Here is an 18,144-nt window from a genome sequence, read left to right on the forward strand (position 1 = left end):
CGCAGCGTTTATCTGCGGTCTGTTTTTCGTATACAGAAAACCATTTTAATTATGGTAACTATAATTGCTGCTTTCTATCCTGCCTTTACGACTGCATCCCGTTTTCGATCCTCTGCAGGAACTCTTCAACGGCACTATAGCCAAGCTGTTTAAGGTACCAATTGTTCGCAGCCGCCTCGATCAGGCCAGCCACGTCGCGGCCAGGCTGAAGCTGAATTTCAATATGCGGAATTTGCACGCCAAGATATTCTGTGAACTGGGGTTCGATTTCGAGCTCATTATTCAAGGAATTCTCCCGCCATGGTGACAACTCGATGTCGAGTACAATTCGTGTCTCTTCCTGAAAAGCTCTACGCCCGTACTGCCGTACAACATTGATCAGACCAATACTGCGCAGCGCTAGGAATTCACGGGTCGTTTCATTATGCGTGCCGAGAAGCGTCGCCGGTCCCAGCTTCTTAAGCACAACTACATCATCGGCCACAAACCGATGGCCTCTTCTAATGAGCGTGTGAGCGGTTTCGCTTTTTCCGATCCCGGACTTGCCTCTTAATAGGACACCTATGCCAGACACGTTCACACACACTCCATGAATTGAAAGTTCTGGCGCCAGCGCCTTCACCAGATAAGTATCAATCTTTGCGATGAACTCTGACGTCGTCTCTTCCGTCCGAAGTAGTGGTATACCTTCTTGGTCGCAGAATAAAGTCAAATAGGGAATCTCCTGCTGACCCGTCGTCACAATAAAACATGGGGGATGATACTTAACGATATTGCCAATATGTAACTTGCGTTGCTCAACGCTTAGCTTTAGCAGATAATTGATTTCTTTACGGCCCAATACTTGTACTCGCTTCATGGGGAAAAAGTCGAAGTAACCCACGAACTCCAGGCCAGGTCTATGTGTCTTAGAGCGAGTGATCTCGCGGTCCATGCAGCTAGCACCCGCAAGCACTTCCAGCTTAAACGTTTCCGTAAGGCTTTGAACGGTAATCGATTTCAATGTTGTTCTCCTCCTGTGGCTACGTATTTTGAATACGTAATACGGTTACCGGGATATATTCAACGACGAATAGAATGATTCCTGCAAAAGAAATAGACAGATCATGAGATATTAACAACTATGTTCCTTCAAGAAAATTAATGAGGTATATCTCCGGTTGTGTGAGAAAATCTGCAAAACTACATAAATCCGCGTACGTCTGATGTTCCACGTCGTAACAGCCTATCAGGCCTTTTTTCTTCGGATTCCACATAAGCAGCAGATCAGAGTAATTATCTATATCGGCTGACAGACGGAGCAGCTTTTGCCGGCCGATTTTTATTTCAATGGTATCAGTTAATGTGAAAAAGTCGATATATCTAATTTCATATTCATTTTGTGTTAGCTCAAGACGCAGTTTTGTTCCAGTAAGAAAGCTAACCAATTCATCAGACAATTTATATTTTCTCAGCTCAAACTTCTTATTCTCGATATCATGAAATTCAGCCGGCTCTAACGATTTCAAAAAGTCAGCCAAAGCTGTATTCTTATTGCTCACAGCAATGGTGTAAGGGCGATCGCCATCTTTTTCCGCCAAGGTAACGTCTGCGCCACGTTCAATCAAATATTGTACCATCGCTTGATTACCCATTCTTGTGGCAACCGTTAACGGAGTGGCTTGATAAGGATAGACCATATCGGAATTGTTGTAATTAATGTCCACCCCATGATCCAATAAATAAGCAACGGTCTTAAGGTCGTGATCTGACACCGCTTTGCGTAATACAGCCCCACCATGCTGCTTAATATCTAATCCTAGCTCATGTATGAGCGGGATATTGTTTTTGTTGCCATAGTAGGCCTGCGAATATGCACCTGACTTGACCTGATTAAGCTTGTCCAGTTTGGCCCCTTGTGCTGCAATATAGCGGACGATATCTTCTTTACAATAGCGAACCGCGAGCAAAAAAGCCGGATTATTCTTCACATTCAGATTTACCCCGTGCTGTACCAGCAGCTTTATGACATCCATTCTCTCTGATATAAGCGCCAAATCTAACGGGGTTAACGTGGTATATTTGCTAAGGACGATGCCCTCTTCAATATCCCAGCCTGCTCTAATGGCAGCCTCTAATTCCGGAATATTTCCTTTGTAAATATGCATGGCCATTTGCGGCAGTTCCTCGAACTTCCCTATATCCTTCAGACGGATCATCTATTATCCACTCCTACTTCAAGTATTATGAAGAGTATAGAGAACCGTATAGTAAAAAACAATCCAAACTAAGGATGTTGTTCTAACAAATAGTCCTCATAATGTTCAGATCGGTGAGATTATTGCTGCTATTTCAAAAAATAAAAAGAAGCTCCGTAAATTCACGAAGCTCCTGTTTACAATTTATGATGGTAAGTAAAGTTGAAGCAGCCTGCTGTTGCCAGCGAGAAAGCTGGCTATATTCCTCTTTACCCTTGGATGTCCCGTCTCGCCTCTTGCTCGGCAAGAATCTCGTTATCTTCCGCGTTATCCCGCGTCACTTTCTGAACGCCAATAGCGCTATAAGAAATCAAGAGAATAACAGCTATGTAATACCCCTTTACATTTAATTCAAATGGAGCATTGTAAAGGCCAATAAAAAACATCGCATACCCGATAATCAAACCCACAAAAGCCATAATTGTGAAGGCCCCTGTGTTTCTCATCCTGTGTTTAGGGTTATCCAAACGAAATTCTTTATCCTCTGTATTGTCCCTAACCACCTTTTGCACAACGATACAGGAAATCGTAATTAACACCATACAAAGCAAATAATACCCTTTTACGTTTAGCTCCCAAGTGTCGTTGTACACTCCCAAACAGAATAGAAAAAGTCCTGCCCCCAATGCAAAATACGATGCCCCCGTAAAAGCAGCCGTGTTGCGTTTGCGATATCTCTGATTCATCTGATAATTCCTCTCCCACTACAGACTTGAATGATGATATATCCTTCTCCACTATACCGTGGAACATCGGTAAAATTCTACCATGAATCAGGTTGTTTTAGGGAATTCCAGGAATTTTTTTACTATACAAATATAAAATAACGCAAACACCGAAAGGACGGTCTCAGTCCCATACAATATAGGACGAAAACCGCCTCCCGCGATCTCTGCAACATAAATTAGAAAAATGCTACTGCCTTTCCTGATCCACCAATTGCTGCTGTGCGAGACGAATCATTTCGCGGACCATCGATCCACCAATTTTACCGCCGATCTGGCCCACCGATTCTGTGCTCAAATGACCATTTTGACCGCGCTCCAAAGGGACACCCAGTTCTTTTGCAACTTCGTATTTCACATCATCAGGCCGCTCCGGATCTACATCATACCCCTCGCGCCGCATCACTTCCGCTTTAAAAATTTGCATTCCGCGGCTGGCTCCCGGCACTGCATATTTCCTGTTCCTTCTAGACATCCTTATCCCCTCCCAAACCTGTTTTAAATAACATGCCCGGAAAGCGGAACCTCAACCCTTATTGACTTGCCCCGATTATTTCCAAGCAGGGCGCCGTTGCAACGCGGCATTCGTAGCACGCAAGGTTAAAGCCCAAAATAAAAAAGCCACAGCACTAACAGAAGCTCCAAGCCAACATACCCCGTTCCAGCCATAGTGAGAATAGATTTGAGTGGAGGCAATCGATCCGGTAGCACTTCCAATGGAGTAAAAAACCATATACCCTGCGGTGAGCCGACTACGTGCCTCCATGCGCAAGGTAAGTATTATACTTTGATTGGTGACATGCACCGCCTGCACTGCCAAATCAAGCAGAACAATACCAATGACCAATGCCAACAGCGACTGCTCCGTAAAACTGATAAACCACCATGAAATCAACAATAGAAGTAAAGCTATGCCTGTCGTTCTCTGTCCATGACCCTGATCCGCTAGCTTTCCCGCCCGTGCAGCAGCTAATGCTCCCACAATTCCCGCCAGACCAAATGCCCCAATTGCAGTATGTGAAAGTGATAACGGCGGAGCACTAAGAGGCAAGACCACAGAAGTCCACAGAATACTGAAAGCAGTAAAAATCAGCAAAGCCAGAATAGCGCGGATACGCAATACTCTCTCTTGTACAAACAACATAAACACTGAGCTAAGCAGCTGAGCGTATGACAGTGTTTTTACCTCACGTTTCACATTTGGCAACACCCTAAATAATGTACACACCATACAAAGCATTAAAGCAGCAGAAAAAAGGTATACGGAACGCCAACCTGCAAGATCTGTAAGTATTCCTGAAATGGATCGCGCAAGAAGTATTCCAATCACAATTCCACTTGTGACCATGCCTACGACTCGCCCGCGTTCGGCAGGGGCAGCCATTGTCGCCGCGAACGCAACAAGCGTCTGCGTTACAACAGCGAGTAGTCCCACTGAAGCCATACCTACGAATAGTACCGTGCTGGAAGAGGCAGTACCCACGATAATCAAAGCCACCACAGATAATAACATCTGGCCGATAATCAGGCGGCGCTGATTCAGTAAATCTCCTAGTGGCACGAGCAGTAACAGCCCTACTGCATAAAAAATCTGCGTGATAGTAATAAGAATACCAATGGTTGAATAATCAATACCAAATTCTTTCGACAAATGATCAAGCAACGGTTGAGCAAAGTAGATGTTTGCAACCGACATCCCGCAGACAACGGCAAACAAAAGTGTCATATACCGAGGCATCGAGGAAGCATGAATAGAATCAGATGGCGTATGCGTCTCTTGTGACGAAAGCTTTTCTTTAGTCCCCTGCATTTTGGACACACCCTTTCTCTGTTAAATTTAAATCGCAAACACATTTCATACTGATCAGTATGTTATTATGCTCAGTAAATTTATCTTACAATATGGCGTGTGTCAACATAAATATTTGATGCTACCGACTTTGATTTGACAATATAGACGACTAGTTCTAGTATTATAAAATACTGTTCGGTAATAAATTATTGAAATCAAATATAACGAGGGGTGTTAATAATGGCTCGAACCCGCGAATTTGACGAGGAAAAAGTATTAGAATCAGCTATGGAGCTATTTTGGGAGAAGGGATATGAGGCTACCTCATTAAGCGATTTAACTTCCAGAATGGGCATTCAACGCCCCAGTATATACTCAGCTTTTGGAGACAAAAAAGAATTGTTCGAAGCTGCGCTACGTAAATACACGATGTCCCATGCTTCCCGTGTCCGAGCCCAACTTCAAAGCAATCCATCCGTAAAAAAAGTCTTTCGTAGTTTTTTTGAAGATGTGGTGGCGGAGGAGTATGCAGGCAGTGTGAACCGAGGATGTTTTTGCATCAATACAATGGTTGAGCTAGCACCTCATGATGAGAAATTCGAGATTCTTACAAGAGAACACCAAATGTATCTATCGGTTATATTTCAAGAAACTATTGAACGCGGTATACAATCAGGTGAGCTTAAGGGTGGTGTAAATGCGAAGGCCTTGGCACAGGCACTAATCGTATCGCTAATAGGGCTTACTGTACTCTTGAAATCCCGCCCGGAGCGATCCTTTGTTGATAACGCAATAACAGTGATACTTACTTCGCTTGATTAAATTCAGAGTCTTGATTTAAGTCAATGCCCGCCATAGTACTCCTAATTACAATGAAATAAAAGTCCTTTAGGAGGCTATCTTATGGCTATCTCAGAAAAAGACCTATCGAACCAGCGTAAGTCCGCTTTTAACAGCTGGAATATCACTGATCATCATGACCCTCGCTTCATTTTTTTCATATGGCTTTGTCCATGGGACTCTTGTTGTGCAAGGCGATGCCCGTGCCACATTTATTAACATTGTATCTTCCAACAATCTTTTCAAAGGGGAAATCTTGGGCTGGATCATCATTATGATTACTGACATTCTGGTCGCCTGGGCGTTTTATGTGTTTCTAGAACCCATCAACCAAAATCTTTCATTACTTGGCGCATGGCTCCGTCTAACCTATTCCGCTATATTGGCAATCTCTATATTAACTTTGATATTTGTGCTGCTGCTCACGGGAAACACAAATGGCTTTTCCTCATTAACAATCGAACAAACTCAAGCATTTATGATGTTATTTCTGGATGCATTTCAATTCATTTGGTCTATGGGGCTGGTCGTTTTTGGCGGGCATTTGTTAATAGTGGGCTATGTGGCTTTAAAATCCGATGTCATTCCTAAAGTAATCAGCATCTTGCTGCTGCTTGCTTCAATAGGCTATATTATCATTCATCTAAGCAAAATGTTTCTCCCACAATATGAGGCAGTCATTACAACACTTAATTTTATTTTTACTATTCCTATGATTGTAGGAGAACTAGGCTTTGGGATATGGCTACTGCTTAGAGGTGGAAAAATCCCCAAAAGTGTATAACGATTTTGCTATTCATCACCGGAATGAACCCGCTTCTTAATTCTACTTAATGACTCTGGCGTAATCCCCAAATAACTGGCTAATTGATGTTGGGGGACACGGGTAAGTAAATGAGGTCTTTTTTGTAACAAGGCTTTGTAACGTTCTTCAGGATTGGAAGCAATAAAGGAAGTCAACTCATCCTGAACCTCACCCAAGTTTTCCTCTACCATTTTGCGTATCATGGTTTCCAGCTGAGCGTGTTTATGGAGCATATCCTGTTCCGCAATAAGATCACCAACCACCAATATGCTGCCTTCTAGGCAGGTTAAGGTGTACGCTGAGGGTCTACTCTCCTGATGCCGATTAAAAATCGAAACCGCTTGCTCTTCCGTATAAAAATTAGATGTGACTTCTTTGCCCGATTCATCTATCGAGGACTGCCTCACACATCCCTTTAACACAAAAAAACATTTTGAGGGAACGTCTCCTTGTCTAAGGAGTACCGTTCCCTTCTTGTATTCCTCAATAGGAATACCTTCAACAATATCCTGCTGTTCCACTTCGTTAAGAGATGTAAATTTACTCATAAACTTATACAATATGCTTTTCATTTATCTCTCCAATCTCATTGCACAACCTCATATAAAGATACCTCTAACGGCTGAATAAAGTGTGACCACTCACCTGTTGTGTACAGCAGAAGCCGATGCATCGCACGCGTACAGGCTGTATAAAAAAGCTTGCGTTCGCTTTCCCGATCATACGTCTGAGTAGAAGCATCATAAATCAGTACGGCGTCGAATTCAACCCCTTTTGCGAGATAAGCGGGAATTACTAAAATGCCCTTCTCAAAAGTGAGCGTCTCCTTCGTAATAAGCCGCAGAGCTTCGCATCCTTGTGACTTTAATTCTTCATAGGCCGCACGGCTTTCAGCTGCAGTCTTGGTAATCACGGCAATAGAGTCAAGCCCTTCAGCCATCAACGCCGCGAGATCTTCTTTAATTCTTATTGCCCGCTCTACGTCGCTACTTGCCTTCACTAGGAACGGCTTCTTACCCTCTCTTTCAAAAGGTACGATCTCCTCATTAGGCAGCAACGCCTTCGTAAACTCCACAATCTGACGAGTTGAACGATAACTTCGAATTAGACGGATCAGGCTCGTTTCATCTTCACCATAAAGCCGGATCAAAGGTGAATCCACCTCGTGCAAATTCGTTGCTTGAGGGAAAATTGCTTGGCCGAAATCGCCGAGCACAGTCATGCGCGCGCGGGGAAACAGCTGTTTGAGAAACGCGTATTGGAACGGCGAATAATCCTGGCCTTCATCGATAAACAGATGCCGAACTTCTGTGTTCATACGAGTACCCTCGACAAGTTCTTTTAAATACAGGAATGGAGTGGCATCCTCGCAAAAGAGTTCATCGCGGCTCAGTTTTTCCTTTGTTTGCTTACAAATTTCCTGCCACTGAGCAGGTACCTCAGTCTCGTTCGTCATATGCCGATAACTGGCGTCGGCACTAAACAACTGATCGTATAACCCAATCGTATCTATGAACTTGAACCGTTTGACATCGCGTCTCAGCGGTGTAAAGTGCTCCTTCACAATCATGCGGCGCAGCAGTTCTTCTTCCTGCAGACCAAAGTCAAAAACATTCTCTTCCCCTTGGTCCTGATTAGGAAAATCCCCATAGTTCTCAAGATACTGAGTCGTAAAATCAAAGACGGCTTCCTCCCGCCGATACTTCTTAAGTATCTCACTGTAGGCTTCGGCATACTGATCGGTATCGAGGTAATCGAGTTCATCTTGAACCCAGAATGCCTCCTGTTCCTGACGCTCCAGCGAAGCCAACTGACGCAGTAGCCATTCACGCAATAAAACGATGCGGTTAGCCAAACGGATGGAGCTATCATAGCTGTAAAATTGCGATTTCATCTGCTCCGCAGTAATCAACTCGCGGTCCCGAAAACGGATACTATGAAACAACATCCCTTCCTGCCCTAACCACAACGCATAGTTTTGCAAAGCATGCAGAAAAGCTTCTGAAGCTTTATACTGCATTCCAGTTAGCCGTGCTTCATACTCTGGAGAAGCTTTGGACGTCAGTACATATTCAATCTGCTCGAACGGGTCCTCTAGACGAAGCGTAGATCCAAGCCAATAATCAATATACTCCTGAAAGGTTGTTTGCTGCATATTCTCCTCGCCAAGCTCGGGAAGCACCGTAGATACATAACTGTTAAACATCGGATTAGGCGAAAAAAGAACAATCTGATCCGCTTTGAGCCTATCGCGGTGTTTATATAGCAAATAGGCTACCCGTTGCAGCGCTGCGGATGTTTTTCCGCTGCCCGCCGCCCCCTGCACAATGAGCATACGGCTACTATCGTTGCGGATAATAGCGTTCTGTTCCTTCTGAATAGTCGCCACGATGCTCTTCATTTGTGAATCCGCACCCTTACCAAGCACCTGCTGAAGTAATTCATCACCGATCGTTAAGCTCGTATCGAACACGTTCTGAAGCTGACCCTGACGGATCTGGTATTGCCGCTTCAGCATCATCGTTCCTGAGATTTGTCCTCCCGGTGTATCGTAAGTGGCGGGGCCTGGCGAATGGTCATAATACATACTTGCAATAGGTGTCCGCCAGTCATATACCAGAAAGTTTACACCTTCTGCATCGATGAAAGACGCCACCCCGATATAGATTTGCTCACTGGAGTTCAACCCATCTTCTTGAAAGTCCATTCGTCCAAAATAGGGTGACGGCAGCAGCCGTTTCATGTTTTTATAACGCAGCAGCCGTTGGCGGTGGCTACGTTCCCGTTCAGACAACAACGCTTCTTGCTGTTTTATACTGTAAAAGGTCTCCTCGAAATCCTCATGTGTGCTCGTATTGACCGTAACTTCCTCCCAAAACTGCTTGCGGATGTCCGTCACCTGTTCACGTAATCCTGTCACTTCCGGTTCCAGCTCGCCAATCTTTGATTGCAATTCTTCCGTGACCGAATCTAGCCGTTTCTGTTCTCCCTGCCAATCTTTTTCGTTTAACATTTTTACTAACACGCTCCTTTTCAAGGTTGTTATCAAGAAGCAAAAATACAAATTTGACAAACTGCCAATCCGCGTGGTATTATTAATGTATAAATAAGATGTAATAAATCTGTCTGAAATACGCAGATTAACAGTGGTCTTCTCATAATATCACGTTATTTCATTGCGCGCAAATTATATATTAAGAAGAACCGGCAGCTCATGCCGGTTCTTCTTTTTTATTCCTTTTCACAAAGAGTAGCCGTTCTCCCTAAGTATCCATTTCCCTAGCAAAAGGGTTGCTGCCTTTTGTTTCTGGTCTGCCTAACGGACCGAGGTGACTTTATTTACTGATTTTCAGCCTTTAAAGCAGACTTTCGGACTCCAGTGCAGCTATTCTTTATCCTGAACTTCATTCTAGGCGTGTTTTAGGCTAATAGCGACTATGAGGTCCGTTAGTATTCCAAAAGTGCGATAATGCTGCTATTAGGGTCAACTGTGTCCGATAGCGGCTTCACCCGCGGATGAGCCCAATTAAACAGGGAGACCTAACAGCCATTTGATGACTGTTAGGTCTCCCTTATTCTGTAGCTTATTTGTTTGCCAAGAAAGCATCGATTTGAGTTTGCAGTTCGGTTTGGATTTTATCAATGCCCGCGGATTTCAGTTGCTTGTTCAGATCTTCAAGACCTTTGTCGATATCTTTGATTACGCCGTATTCGAGCGGAATCGCATAACGGAGCATTACGTTACCAACATTGGCAATTTCCGTTTTCACTTTGCTGTTATCAAATACAAAGGTTTCCAGCGCGTAGTGATAGACATTTGCTTCCCAGCCTTTAGCCAGATCGTTTGCTTCTTGCGGGAATGCTTCATTGTCACGGTTAAGTGGCGAGTTGAAGTTCCAGTTAGAGAAGCCAGTATAGTTCGGATTCTTTTCAAGGGCTTTATATTTGTCATCGCCAACCGCTTCGTAATGTACACCGCTAAGGCCGTACATCATCAGGTCGTGCAGTTCTTTATCATTTTGCATCAGATCGAGGAACATCAAGGAACGTTCCACATTTCTGGAAGTAGCGTGGATCGAAGTACCGTTTTGGGTGGAAATCGCCACTGATTTCTTCTTGCCTTGGTTGATGTCAGCCAATGCTACTTCATAAGGGGAATTCTCTTGGCGCATCAAAGCCATAAGTGCTCCAAGTGTTCCGTTGTTGTGCGTAATCGATGCTGTTTTGCCTGCTTTAAAATCGGCCTGATGATCATTTTTACTGTTTAGAACGTTTTTCGACCATGCATTGTTATCAGCGAGATCTTTGTAATATACGAGTAGATCTTTAAACTCTTGCGTTTCATATACGTTAAATACTTGCCCTTTTTCATCCGTCAATTTGAAAGCAAACGGAAGGTCGAGATCAAACATATTCCATTCGTTTTGTTGCTTCAGCAATACACGGTCCAAATTATGATATTTCCAGTCTCCTGTTTCCGGGGTGAACGGTGTAATTCCTTTTTCGTTTTGTGCTATGGTTTTCAAGTAAGTAGCATACGCTTCTGGGCTGTTGATCTCCGGAAGATTGTATTTCTTACGCAAATCCTCGCGGTACAAAATCAGTTTTTCAACGGATTCCCCTCTGTTTTGCGGAACCATATACAGTTTGCCGTTTACCTTAGCTTGATCCCAGCTCACATCAGACATAGCTGCTAAAGTCTGCGGCATATATTTGGTAAGCAGCTCATCGGTCAATTCCAGAAATCCGCCTTTCAGCGCCTGGTCATTGTAACCAGCCCAGTTTGCCGAATAGATGAGGTCAAAATCCTCATTAGCTGCCAGCTTCAGCGGATATTTTTGTGCCCAGTCCGACCAATCCAGAAACTCGCCCTCTACAGTAGCATTGATTTTTTCTTTCAGCTTTTTATTAATCTCAGCAAAAACGCTATCATAGTCTATCGGTTTAGGGCCAACAAAAATCATTTTCAGCTTCACTTCTTTAGAGGTATCAAGGGTGTCTGAGGTAGTTGCAGGTTCTGAGGTGTTCGTAGTGTCGCTTCCTCCCTCTGACGCATTATTTGTAGCCTGTGCAGACGTATTAGCATTGTTATTGCCACCACCACATGCACTTAGAATCATTACGAAGGTTAAAACGAGCGCTAGCATCATCAATCTATTTCTCTTCAGCATCTCAAGCCTTCCCCCTTGTGTTTAATTATATTGATAAACCGAGTTTCCCCGGGTTCATCCTTTCACAGCACCAATCGTCAAACCTTGGACAAAATACCTCTGCACGAATGGATAAGCCAGCAAAATCGGGCCAGTGGCCACAACTGTCATCGCCATTTTCAAGCTCTCGGTTGGGATCGATGTCGTTACGACTGCCCCTGCACCCATCATCGCTTTGCGCATGCCATCCATATTGCCTAGCATTTTATACAAATAATATTGGAGCGGCATCAAGTTTTCATTCGATACAAACAGCAATGCATTGTACCAGTCATTCCAGTAGGCCAGCGCTAGAAACAATCCAATGGTAGCTAACGCCGGCTTGGACAGCGGCAGGATTAGACGAGCATAGATCTTAAAGTCGCCTGCGCCGTCAATTTTTGCTGATTCTACAATTGCTTCTGGAATGCTGCCCATAAAAGACTTCATAACAATGATATAAAAGACATTGAGCATCATCGGAACCACTAAGGCCATCAGCGTATCCTTCATATGAAGGTAGTTGACCATAAGCAGATACCACGGAACCAAACCGCCGCTAAACAAAGTCGTAAAGAAAAAGAAGAATGAAAATTTATTGCGCCACTTAAAATCTTTTCGGGATAGCGCATAAGCAGTCATCGAAGTCAGAAACAAGCCAAGCACCGTGCCGAGTATAGTAACTCCTATTGTCACTATATAGGCTTGAATCATCTGTTCGGGATACTTAAACAAAATGCTGTAGGCCTCAGTTGAGAAGGCAGTCGGTATAAATTGATAACCATCCGTTAGGATTTTGGATTCTTCCGTAAAGGATGAAGATACGACAAGTATAAAAGGAAAAATACATAAAACTGAGAGAAAAATCAGGGATACATAACCAATACCTGAAAATATTTTACGATCAAGTTGCTTCATATCGTTACCTCCATTATGAAAGACTTAACTCCTGATACGATTAGAACAGAGCGCGGTCTTTGTCGTATTTACGGACAGCATAGTTCACTGACATGATCGTCGCGAAGCCAAGAACGGACTGGAAAACACCAGCTGCAGCTGACATGCCGATATCATTCGAAGTAATCAGTGACCTAAATACGAAAGTGTCGATAACGTCTGTCGAGGAGAACAACAAGCCGTTGTTGCCGATCATGTTATAGAACATCCCGAAATCACCACGGAAAATGTTCCCGACTGCCAGCAGCACCAGAATAATAATCGTTGGATACAAATTCGGAATGGTTACTTTCATAATTCGCTGAAAAATATTAGCCCCATCGATTTCGGCTGCTTCATACATTTCTGTATCTATCCCCGTAATCGCGGCCAAGTACATCACCGTTCCGTATCCGAGACTTTTCCAGGCAGAAACTATAACCAGAATATACGGCCAATAGGAAGGTGTATTATAAATATCGACAGGCTGGAGTCCGATACCTCTGAGCAAAGCATTCACGGTGCCAATATCATAATTGAGCAGGTTATAAGCAATCGCTCCGACAACGACCCATGAGATAAAGTAAGGCAGGAACAACGCCGATTGTGTGATTTTGCGGAACCATTTACCACCGACCTCAAACAACATAATCGCTGCAAAAATTTGCAAACTGTTATTGACGACGATAAACGCAATGTTATATAGTGCTGTATTTCGTGTTACCCGCCAAGCATCACCTGATTCAAAGAAAAAGCGGAAGTTGTCGAGCCCGTTCCAGGCACTTCCAAAAATACCGCCCGCATAATCGTAATGCTTGAAGGCAATAATAATGCCCGCCATCGGGACATAGGCAAACAGAAGGAAAAAAGCAACCGCCGGAGCCAGCATCAGCAAGAGAACCCTATAATTCTTTAAATCGCTCCAAAATGTATGCCCTTTCATCTTTGCACCCCTCTCTTCTCTATATCTCTTATTATAAAAGGGCGAAGGCGCCTAGATAATTCAGCGAAACAACTAAACATAATACTAATTCAACGATTCGACAAAAAAAGGTTAGCCGGCAGACCAAAAACACCCGGCAGCGATTCTCCAATAACCGAAAAATCATCGCCGGGTTTTCATTTTCACCGCTTTTTTGTTAGATTTTATTTTTCTTCCGGTACTCTCCGGGCGACATGCCCATGCATTGCTTGAACTGTCTGTTGAAATAAATAATATTTTTATATCCGGCTTGTTCCGCAATCTCATACACTTTCTTAGTCGGATCTTCGAGCAGCTCACATACCCGTTTCATCCGTAATTCACTTAAAAAATCGCTGAATAAACTGTTGGTTTCAACCTTGAATAAATGACCGAGATAGTTAGGCGTAAAATCGAAATGGGCGGCCACTTCGTTCAGCGTTATTTTTTGATCTAATCTTTCTTTCACATATTCCGTGATTTCATCAATTAACTTCCGCTTTTGTCTTTGCCGTTTCAAATAAAGCAGCTCCGACAACTCAAAAAATCTTCTTCTCAGCCAAGAGAGAATATCATGCACCGTTTCAAACTGAAACAGCACAAAGGGATGATGTGAATCCCAATTCAAAATCTCGTATAGATGCTCGTTCATTTGCTGCAGATCGGCATGAAGCTTGGAGGTAATTCGAATAATGATATCGTAGATGTCATTTTTCTGGGAGAGCGGACTGTCCCCGGCAAACAGCTGCAGCAAACAATCATCAATGGTGGTAAGGTCGTAATCAAGCATCGCTTTAAGCATCCGGTCCACAATAACCTCTAAATCTGAGGCGATTTTTTCCTTCGGGCTCCATTCCGAGGCATCTTGGATGATTCTATTTTTCCCAACAATCCATTTAATACTTAAAGCAGCCTGAGCCTGCCGATAGGAATCATGCAGCTTACCCAGTTCTGTTGTGTACATCCCTCTTCCAATCGTAATTGAACAGGAAAACTCCTGATAGAATGACCGAATGAGCTCTTCCATCAAAGTGGTAAAATATTGTTCCTGAACCGCAGCAAGGATCACAAAATGATAGTCATAGGTTGTGATGACCATGCCTAAATTTTGATCTTGCGCGAACTTCCGGATAAACTGATTAGCTGTGCTGCTCCATAAACTCCGCTCTTCTTCCGTCCAAGTTTGGATTTTCCGTGCCATATCGTCGATCTCGACGATGGCAACCGCCGACGCGCCTTGTAAGTAAGACGTAAGAACGTTGTGAATATGCGTCTCTACCTGCCCCGGGGCAGTCTCATTAAACCAGCGCAGCAGCAGCTCCTGATTCACAAGCGTCAGTGTTTCCGATAAGGAAATATGCTGCTTCCTCTCCTTCTCAATCTTGGCGCAGAGTTCAGTCAGCGTCTTATTTAACTCGTCATCATCGACGGGTTTAAGCAAATAACCGGAGGCATTTAATTGAATGGCCTCTTTGGCATAGTTGAAATCCTGATGTCCGCTAATAAAAAGCAGATGGACCTCAGGGTTAATCTCCTTCGCTTTCCGGGCAAATTCCACGCCCGACATAATCGGCATGCGGATATCGGAGAGAATGATGTCAATGCGGTGCTGCTCCATCATTTTTAAAGCGGAAAAACCGCTAGTTGCCGTTCTCACGCTATGCAAAGGCAAATGATCACTGCCCGCCACCCGCCGTCTAAGCCATTCCAAATCGATCACTTCATCATCCACCAGCAGAACGTTGATCTCCATCGCCATACTATTTACTCCCCCATAACTTCCCGGATTTCCGCATTATCCACCGGTAAGATAATTTGAACGGTCGTTCCTGCCCCAAAGTAACTGCCGATATGAATGCCGAAATCATGGCCGTATCTCAGCTTGATTCGTTCCTCCACGTTTCTCAGTCCATAGCTGCTCGAATGGAATGAGCTTGAACGCATATTTCGCAGTGTCTCCGCCCGCATACCAATTCCGTTATCGATGACCTTGAGCTCGATGCGTTCACCCAGCCGTTTTCCGGTAATCCGGATCGCAATCGTCTCCCCAAACCAAGCATGCTTGAATATATTTTCTACAAATGGCTGCAAAATCAGCTTGATGATAGGAACCTGTAAAATATCAGGATCAATATCATAATAAACCTCAAACGCATCGGCATACTTTACCCTCTGAATTTCAAGGTACATCCTTACCTGCTCCAGCTCTTTTTCAAGAGAGATATAGACATGTCCTTCATTCAAGGTGAGGCGATAGAATTTAGAAAGACCTTGTACCATCTGTGTAACCTTCTCAACTTCGCCCAAATTGGCTAAGCTGCCAATGGTCGACAATGTATTGTATAAAAAATGCGGACTGATCTGAGCTTGAAGCACATCCAGTTCTGCTTGCTTTTTCTGAATCCCTTGCTCATAGACGTTCTGGATCAGGTCCTGGATACTAGTCGCCATCTGATTAAAACTATTAGCAATGTAGACAAATTCATCATTCCCGGCAAACCCAATTCTTTTATAAAAATTCCCTTCCTGAAAGGACCGGACCAAATATACGATCCGTTTAATTTTTTTGCCTGATATGCGGGCAACGAGGAAGCCGATCACCGCCATGACTAAAAAGCTGATCAAACAAACCGTGGTGATCACCTTCTGCATTCGGCTAGCATCTTTATTCAAGTAGGCATGCGGCACCCGTACCTCGATAGCATAGTCAGACAACGGAATATCTTCACTAATGATCAGATAAGCATCTTGCTTCGCATGTTCATCGACAATACCTTGTTCATAAAGCGTTAATCCACTAACCCGATCCACTAGACGAAGGTCTATACCCTGTTCAATCGGAAAGGTATCGAAATTGCCAAAAAGCTCGTCAATTCTCGCCGTGACGCGAATATAACCAATAATCGATGGGCCTCCCTTAGAAGAAACCAGCTTGCGGAAATACGAAATATTGCTTAGTTCACTGTCGCTGTCCGCCTGAAGCCACAAGCTGTCTTTGTTATTGGCAACAATCGACTTGAACCATTCCTTATCTTCAATAACCTGATCAGAAAGAATATAATAATCGCTTCTACCGATAGGTACAGACATATCATCACCGGGGATTTCAAGCATCGTCTCATTCGCGGTATAGAGCACAAGTCTCAGATTGTTCCCATACAATTGCAGAGGGGCTTTCATATAAGGAACGATATCATCCCTCATTTTGAGCATGTTTTCCAATGCATCTCCCCTAAACTGCAGAGCATTCTGAAAATTCGTATTGAGAAACAGCGAGTTAGTCATTCGTTTGATTTCATCTGTCTGATATTCGATATTGTTCCTCGTCTGCTTCAAAGCTGTCCGGACATTCGTTTCCGCCATTTCCGTTCTGGACTCTACGAGCATCGTATAAGCTATATAACCCACCAATACATCTGTCAGCAATACTAGAATGAGGTACGGTATCATCATCTTATAGGTGAACGGAATATACTTTTTACTGAATAAAAACCTCTCCATACCCATGCTCCCTTGTATCCGAGTTAATGCTAACGTTGTTTTCATCCATTCTACAATGGAATGAAAGCGGTTACTAGGTATTGTGTTTGGAAAATGGGCTTTAGAGCAACACCCTGTTTTCCAATATATTTTTCAGACTGATATGAGATTTTGAAGGTCCAAACTTTATAAGGTTGTCTTGGAATTCAGCTAACTCCTCAATCGACGCGGTTTGCACCTTTATGAGGTAATTATATTCTCCGCTAATCCGATATAAATCGGTAACTTCCATAGCATATTTGCAAAAATCCGTAATCTCTTGGCAATGTTCTGTTTTTAATAGAATAAACGTAGTTGTGCCCCGATCCAGATCTCGTAGATTAAAAGCTGTATGATACCCAGAAATGATATTCCTTTCCTCCAGCTTGATCATTCGTTCTTTAACAGAGGGTTGTGACATCGAAACCTCTTTACTGATTTGTGAAATGGACATTCGGGCATTGTACTGAAGTAATTGCATAATCTTTTTATCAATGTCATCCACAAGTTGTTCCATAGCAAGCGCCTCCTAAACTCATTTTATAAAATAAACTTATTCCACTAAAATACCTTAAATTTAATAACCATATTACTACAAAACACTTATCTTATATATATATCTCATATTTTAATACAACTATAATAAGTATATATTAAAGTTGGGAGCGATTATAAATGAGTGTAAAAGGCCTTGCACATGTAGCGATTCAAGCTAAAGACTATAAAGCAACTATTTCTTTCTATATTGACGTTTTAGGATTCAAGCTAGGTCATCATTGGAGTCTGCCATCCTTTCAGATCAAAGAAGCCTCCATGCTGATTTCACCTGACCGCAGAACCTGTATTGAGATTTTTGATAATGATGCAGTCATCGCCGCTCAAGGAAAAAAAGCCTTGTCTGATGAAAATATAGCACACGGAGCGTTATTACATCTTGCCTTCTATGTGGATAATGTAGAGGAGATGTATCAAAAAGCCCTTGCACATGGGGCAAAGGCTTTTATAGCACCGGATTCTCTGTCTCTGGGCGAACCGCCTCTTCTAATAAAAAACGCGATCATTCACAGTCCCAATGGAGAAGTTATCGAATTTCTTGAAGAGGTTGATTTTGAAATGTCCAGCAAAGTTCATGTAGAATAA

Annotated in this window: 16 protein-coding genes and 1 pseudogene; 3 read left to right on the forward strand and 14 right to left on the reverse strand. The window is 43.2% G+C overall.

The features are described from left to right. Positions 1 to 85: 85 nt before the first annotated feature. From hprK to MHI15_RS13330, 6 genes and pseudogenes are all read right to left on the reverse strand, one after another. Positions 86 to 1,003, reverse strand: coding sequence for an HPr(Ser) kinase/phosphatase (gene hprK, locus MHI15_RS13305; RefSeq protein WP_076124211.1), 918 nt, complete (start codon positions 1,001 to 1,003; stop codon positions 86 to 88). Between the two features lie 118 nt (positions 1,004 to 1,121). After that, positions 1,122 to 2,198, reverse strand: a complete 1,077-nt coding sequence (locus MHI15_RS13310) for an ankyrin repeat domain-containing protein (RefSeq protein WP_076124213.1) — start codon at positions 2,196 to 2,198, stop codon at positions 1,122 to 1,124. Between the two features lie 248 nt (positions 2,199 to 2,446). Next, positions 2,447 to 2,683, reverse strand: coding sequence for a YiaA/YiaB family inner membrane protein (locus MHI15_RS13315; RefSeq protein ID WP_305953524.1), 237 nt, complete (start codon positions 2,681 to 2,683; stop codon positions 2,447 to 2,449). A 57-nt stretch (positions 2,684 to 2,740) separates the two neighbouring features. Further along, positions 2,741 to 2,923, reverse strand: a pseudogene (locus MHI15_RS13320) (YiaA/YiaB family inner membrane protein); the annotation flags it as partial. Positions 2,924 to 3,152: 229 nt separating this feature from the next. Beyond that, positions 3,153 to 3,437, reverse strand: coding sequence for an alpha/beta-type small acid-soluble spore protein (locus MHI15_RS13325; RefSeq protein WP_076179251.1), 285 nt, complete (start codon positions 3,435 to 3,437; stop codon positions 3,153 to 3,155). 75 nt (positions 3,438 to 3,512) lie between these two features. Next, entirely contained in the window at positions 3,513 to 4,700 is a 1,188-nt protein-coding gene (locus MHI15_RS13330; protein WP_076124378.1) for an MFS transporter, read from the reverse strand. A 294-nt stretch (positions 4,701 to 4,994) separates the two neighbouring features. Between MHI15_RS13330 and MHI15_RS13335 the strand changes: the two genes are divergently transcribed. Both MHI15_RS13335 and MHI15_RS13340 read left to right on the forward strand, forming a co-directional pair. Continuing rightward, a complete protein-coding gene (locus MHI15_RS13335; RefSeq protein WP_076307578.1) occupies positions 4,995 to 5,576 on the forward strand; it encodes a TetR/AcrR family transcriptional regulator in 582 nt (193 codons plus the stop codon). A 154-nt stretch (positions 5,577 to 5,730) separates the two neighbouring features. After that, positions 5,731 to 6,378, forward strand: coding sequence for a DUF4386 domain-containing protein (locus MHI15_RS13340; RefSeq protein ID WP_341164479.1), 648 nt, complete (start codon positions 5,731 to 5,733; stop codon positions 6,376 to 6,378). 8 nt (positions 6,379 to 6,386) lie between these two features. Here MHI15_RS13340 and MHI15_RS13345 read toward each other — a convergent pair whose 3' ends face one another. From MHI15_RS13345 to MHI15_RS13380, 8 genes are all read right to left on the reverse strand, one after another. After that, a complete protein-coding gene (locus tag MHI15_RS13345; RefSeq protein WP_076124219.1) occupies positions 6,387 to 6,971 on the reverse strand; it encodes a Crp/Fnr family transcriptional regulator in 585 nt (194 codons plus the stop codon). A 14-nt stretch (positions 6,972 to 6,985) separates the two neighbouring features. Further along, on the reverse strand, positions 6,986 to 9,412 hold the full coding sequence (gene helD, locus MHI15_RS13350; protein ID WP_341164480.1) for an RNA polymerase recycling motor HelD: 2,427 nt from the start codon (positions 9,410 to 9,412) through the stop codon (positions 6,986 to 6,988). Positions 9,413 to 9,983: 571 nt separating this feature from the next. Next, positions 9,984 to 11,570, reverse strand: coding sequence for an ABC transporter substrate-binding protein (locus MHI15_RS13355; protein ID WP_076132834.1), 1,587 nt, complete (start codon positions 11,568 to 11,570; stop codon positions 9,984 to 9,986). A 54-nt stretch (positions 11,571 to 11,624) separates the two neighbouring features. Beyond that, positions 11,625 to 12,506, reverse strand: coding sequence for a carbohydrate ABC transporter permease (locus MHI15_RS13360; protein WP_076124225.1), 882 nt, complete (start codon positions 12,504 to 12,506; stop codon positions 11,625 to 11,627). Positions 12,507 to 12,546: 40 nt separating this feature from the next. After that, entirely contained in the window at positions 12,547 to 13,467 is a 921-nt protein-coding gene (locus MHI15_RS13365; RefSeq protein WP_036682339.1) for an ABC transporter permease, read from the reverse strand. Between the two features lie 196 nt (positions 13,468 to 13,663). After that, complete coding sequence (locus tag MHI15_RS13370; RefSeq protein WP_305953987.1) at positions 13,664 to 15,244, reverse strand: response regulator; 1,581 nt, start codon at positions 15,242 to 15,244, stop codon at positions 13,664 to 13,666. Between the two features lie 5 nt (positions 15,245 to 15,249). Next, positions 15,250 to 16,986 carry a sensor histidine kinase gene (locus MHI15_RS13375; RefSeq protein ID WP_076191558.1) on the reverse strand — a complete coding sequence of 579 codons (1,737 nt, stop codon included), beginning with the start codon at positions 16,984 to 16,986 and terminating at the stop codon, positions 15,250 to 15,252. A 100-nt stretch (positions 16,987 to 17,086) separates the two neighbouring features. Continuing rightward, on the reverse strand, positions 17,087 to 17,521 hold the full coding sequence (locus tag MHI15_RS13380) for an Lrp/AsnC family transcriptional regulator (protein ID WP_076191556.1): 435 nt from the start codon (positions 17,519 to 17,521) through the stop codon (positions 17,087 to 17,089). Between the two features lie 158 nt (positions 17,522 to 17,679). Between MHI15_RS13380 and MHI15_RS13385 the strand changes: the two genes are divergently transcribed. After that, complete coding sequence (locus MHI15_RS13385; protein ID WP_076191553.1) at positions 17,680 to 18,144, forward strand: VOC family protein; 465 nt, start codon at positions 17,680 to 17,682, stop codon at positions 18,142 to 18,144.

The organism is Paenibacillus sp. FSL H7-0918, from assembly GCF_038007025.1.
Classification (GTDB): domain Bacteria; phylum Bacillota; class Bacilli; order Paenibacillales; family Paenibacillaceae; genus Paenibacillus_AQ; species Paenibacillus_AQ odorifer.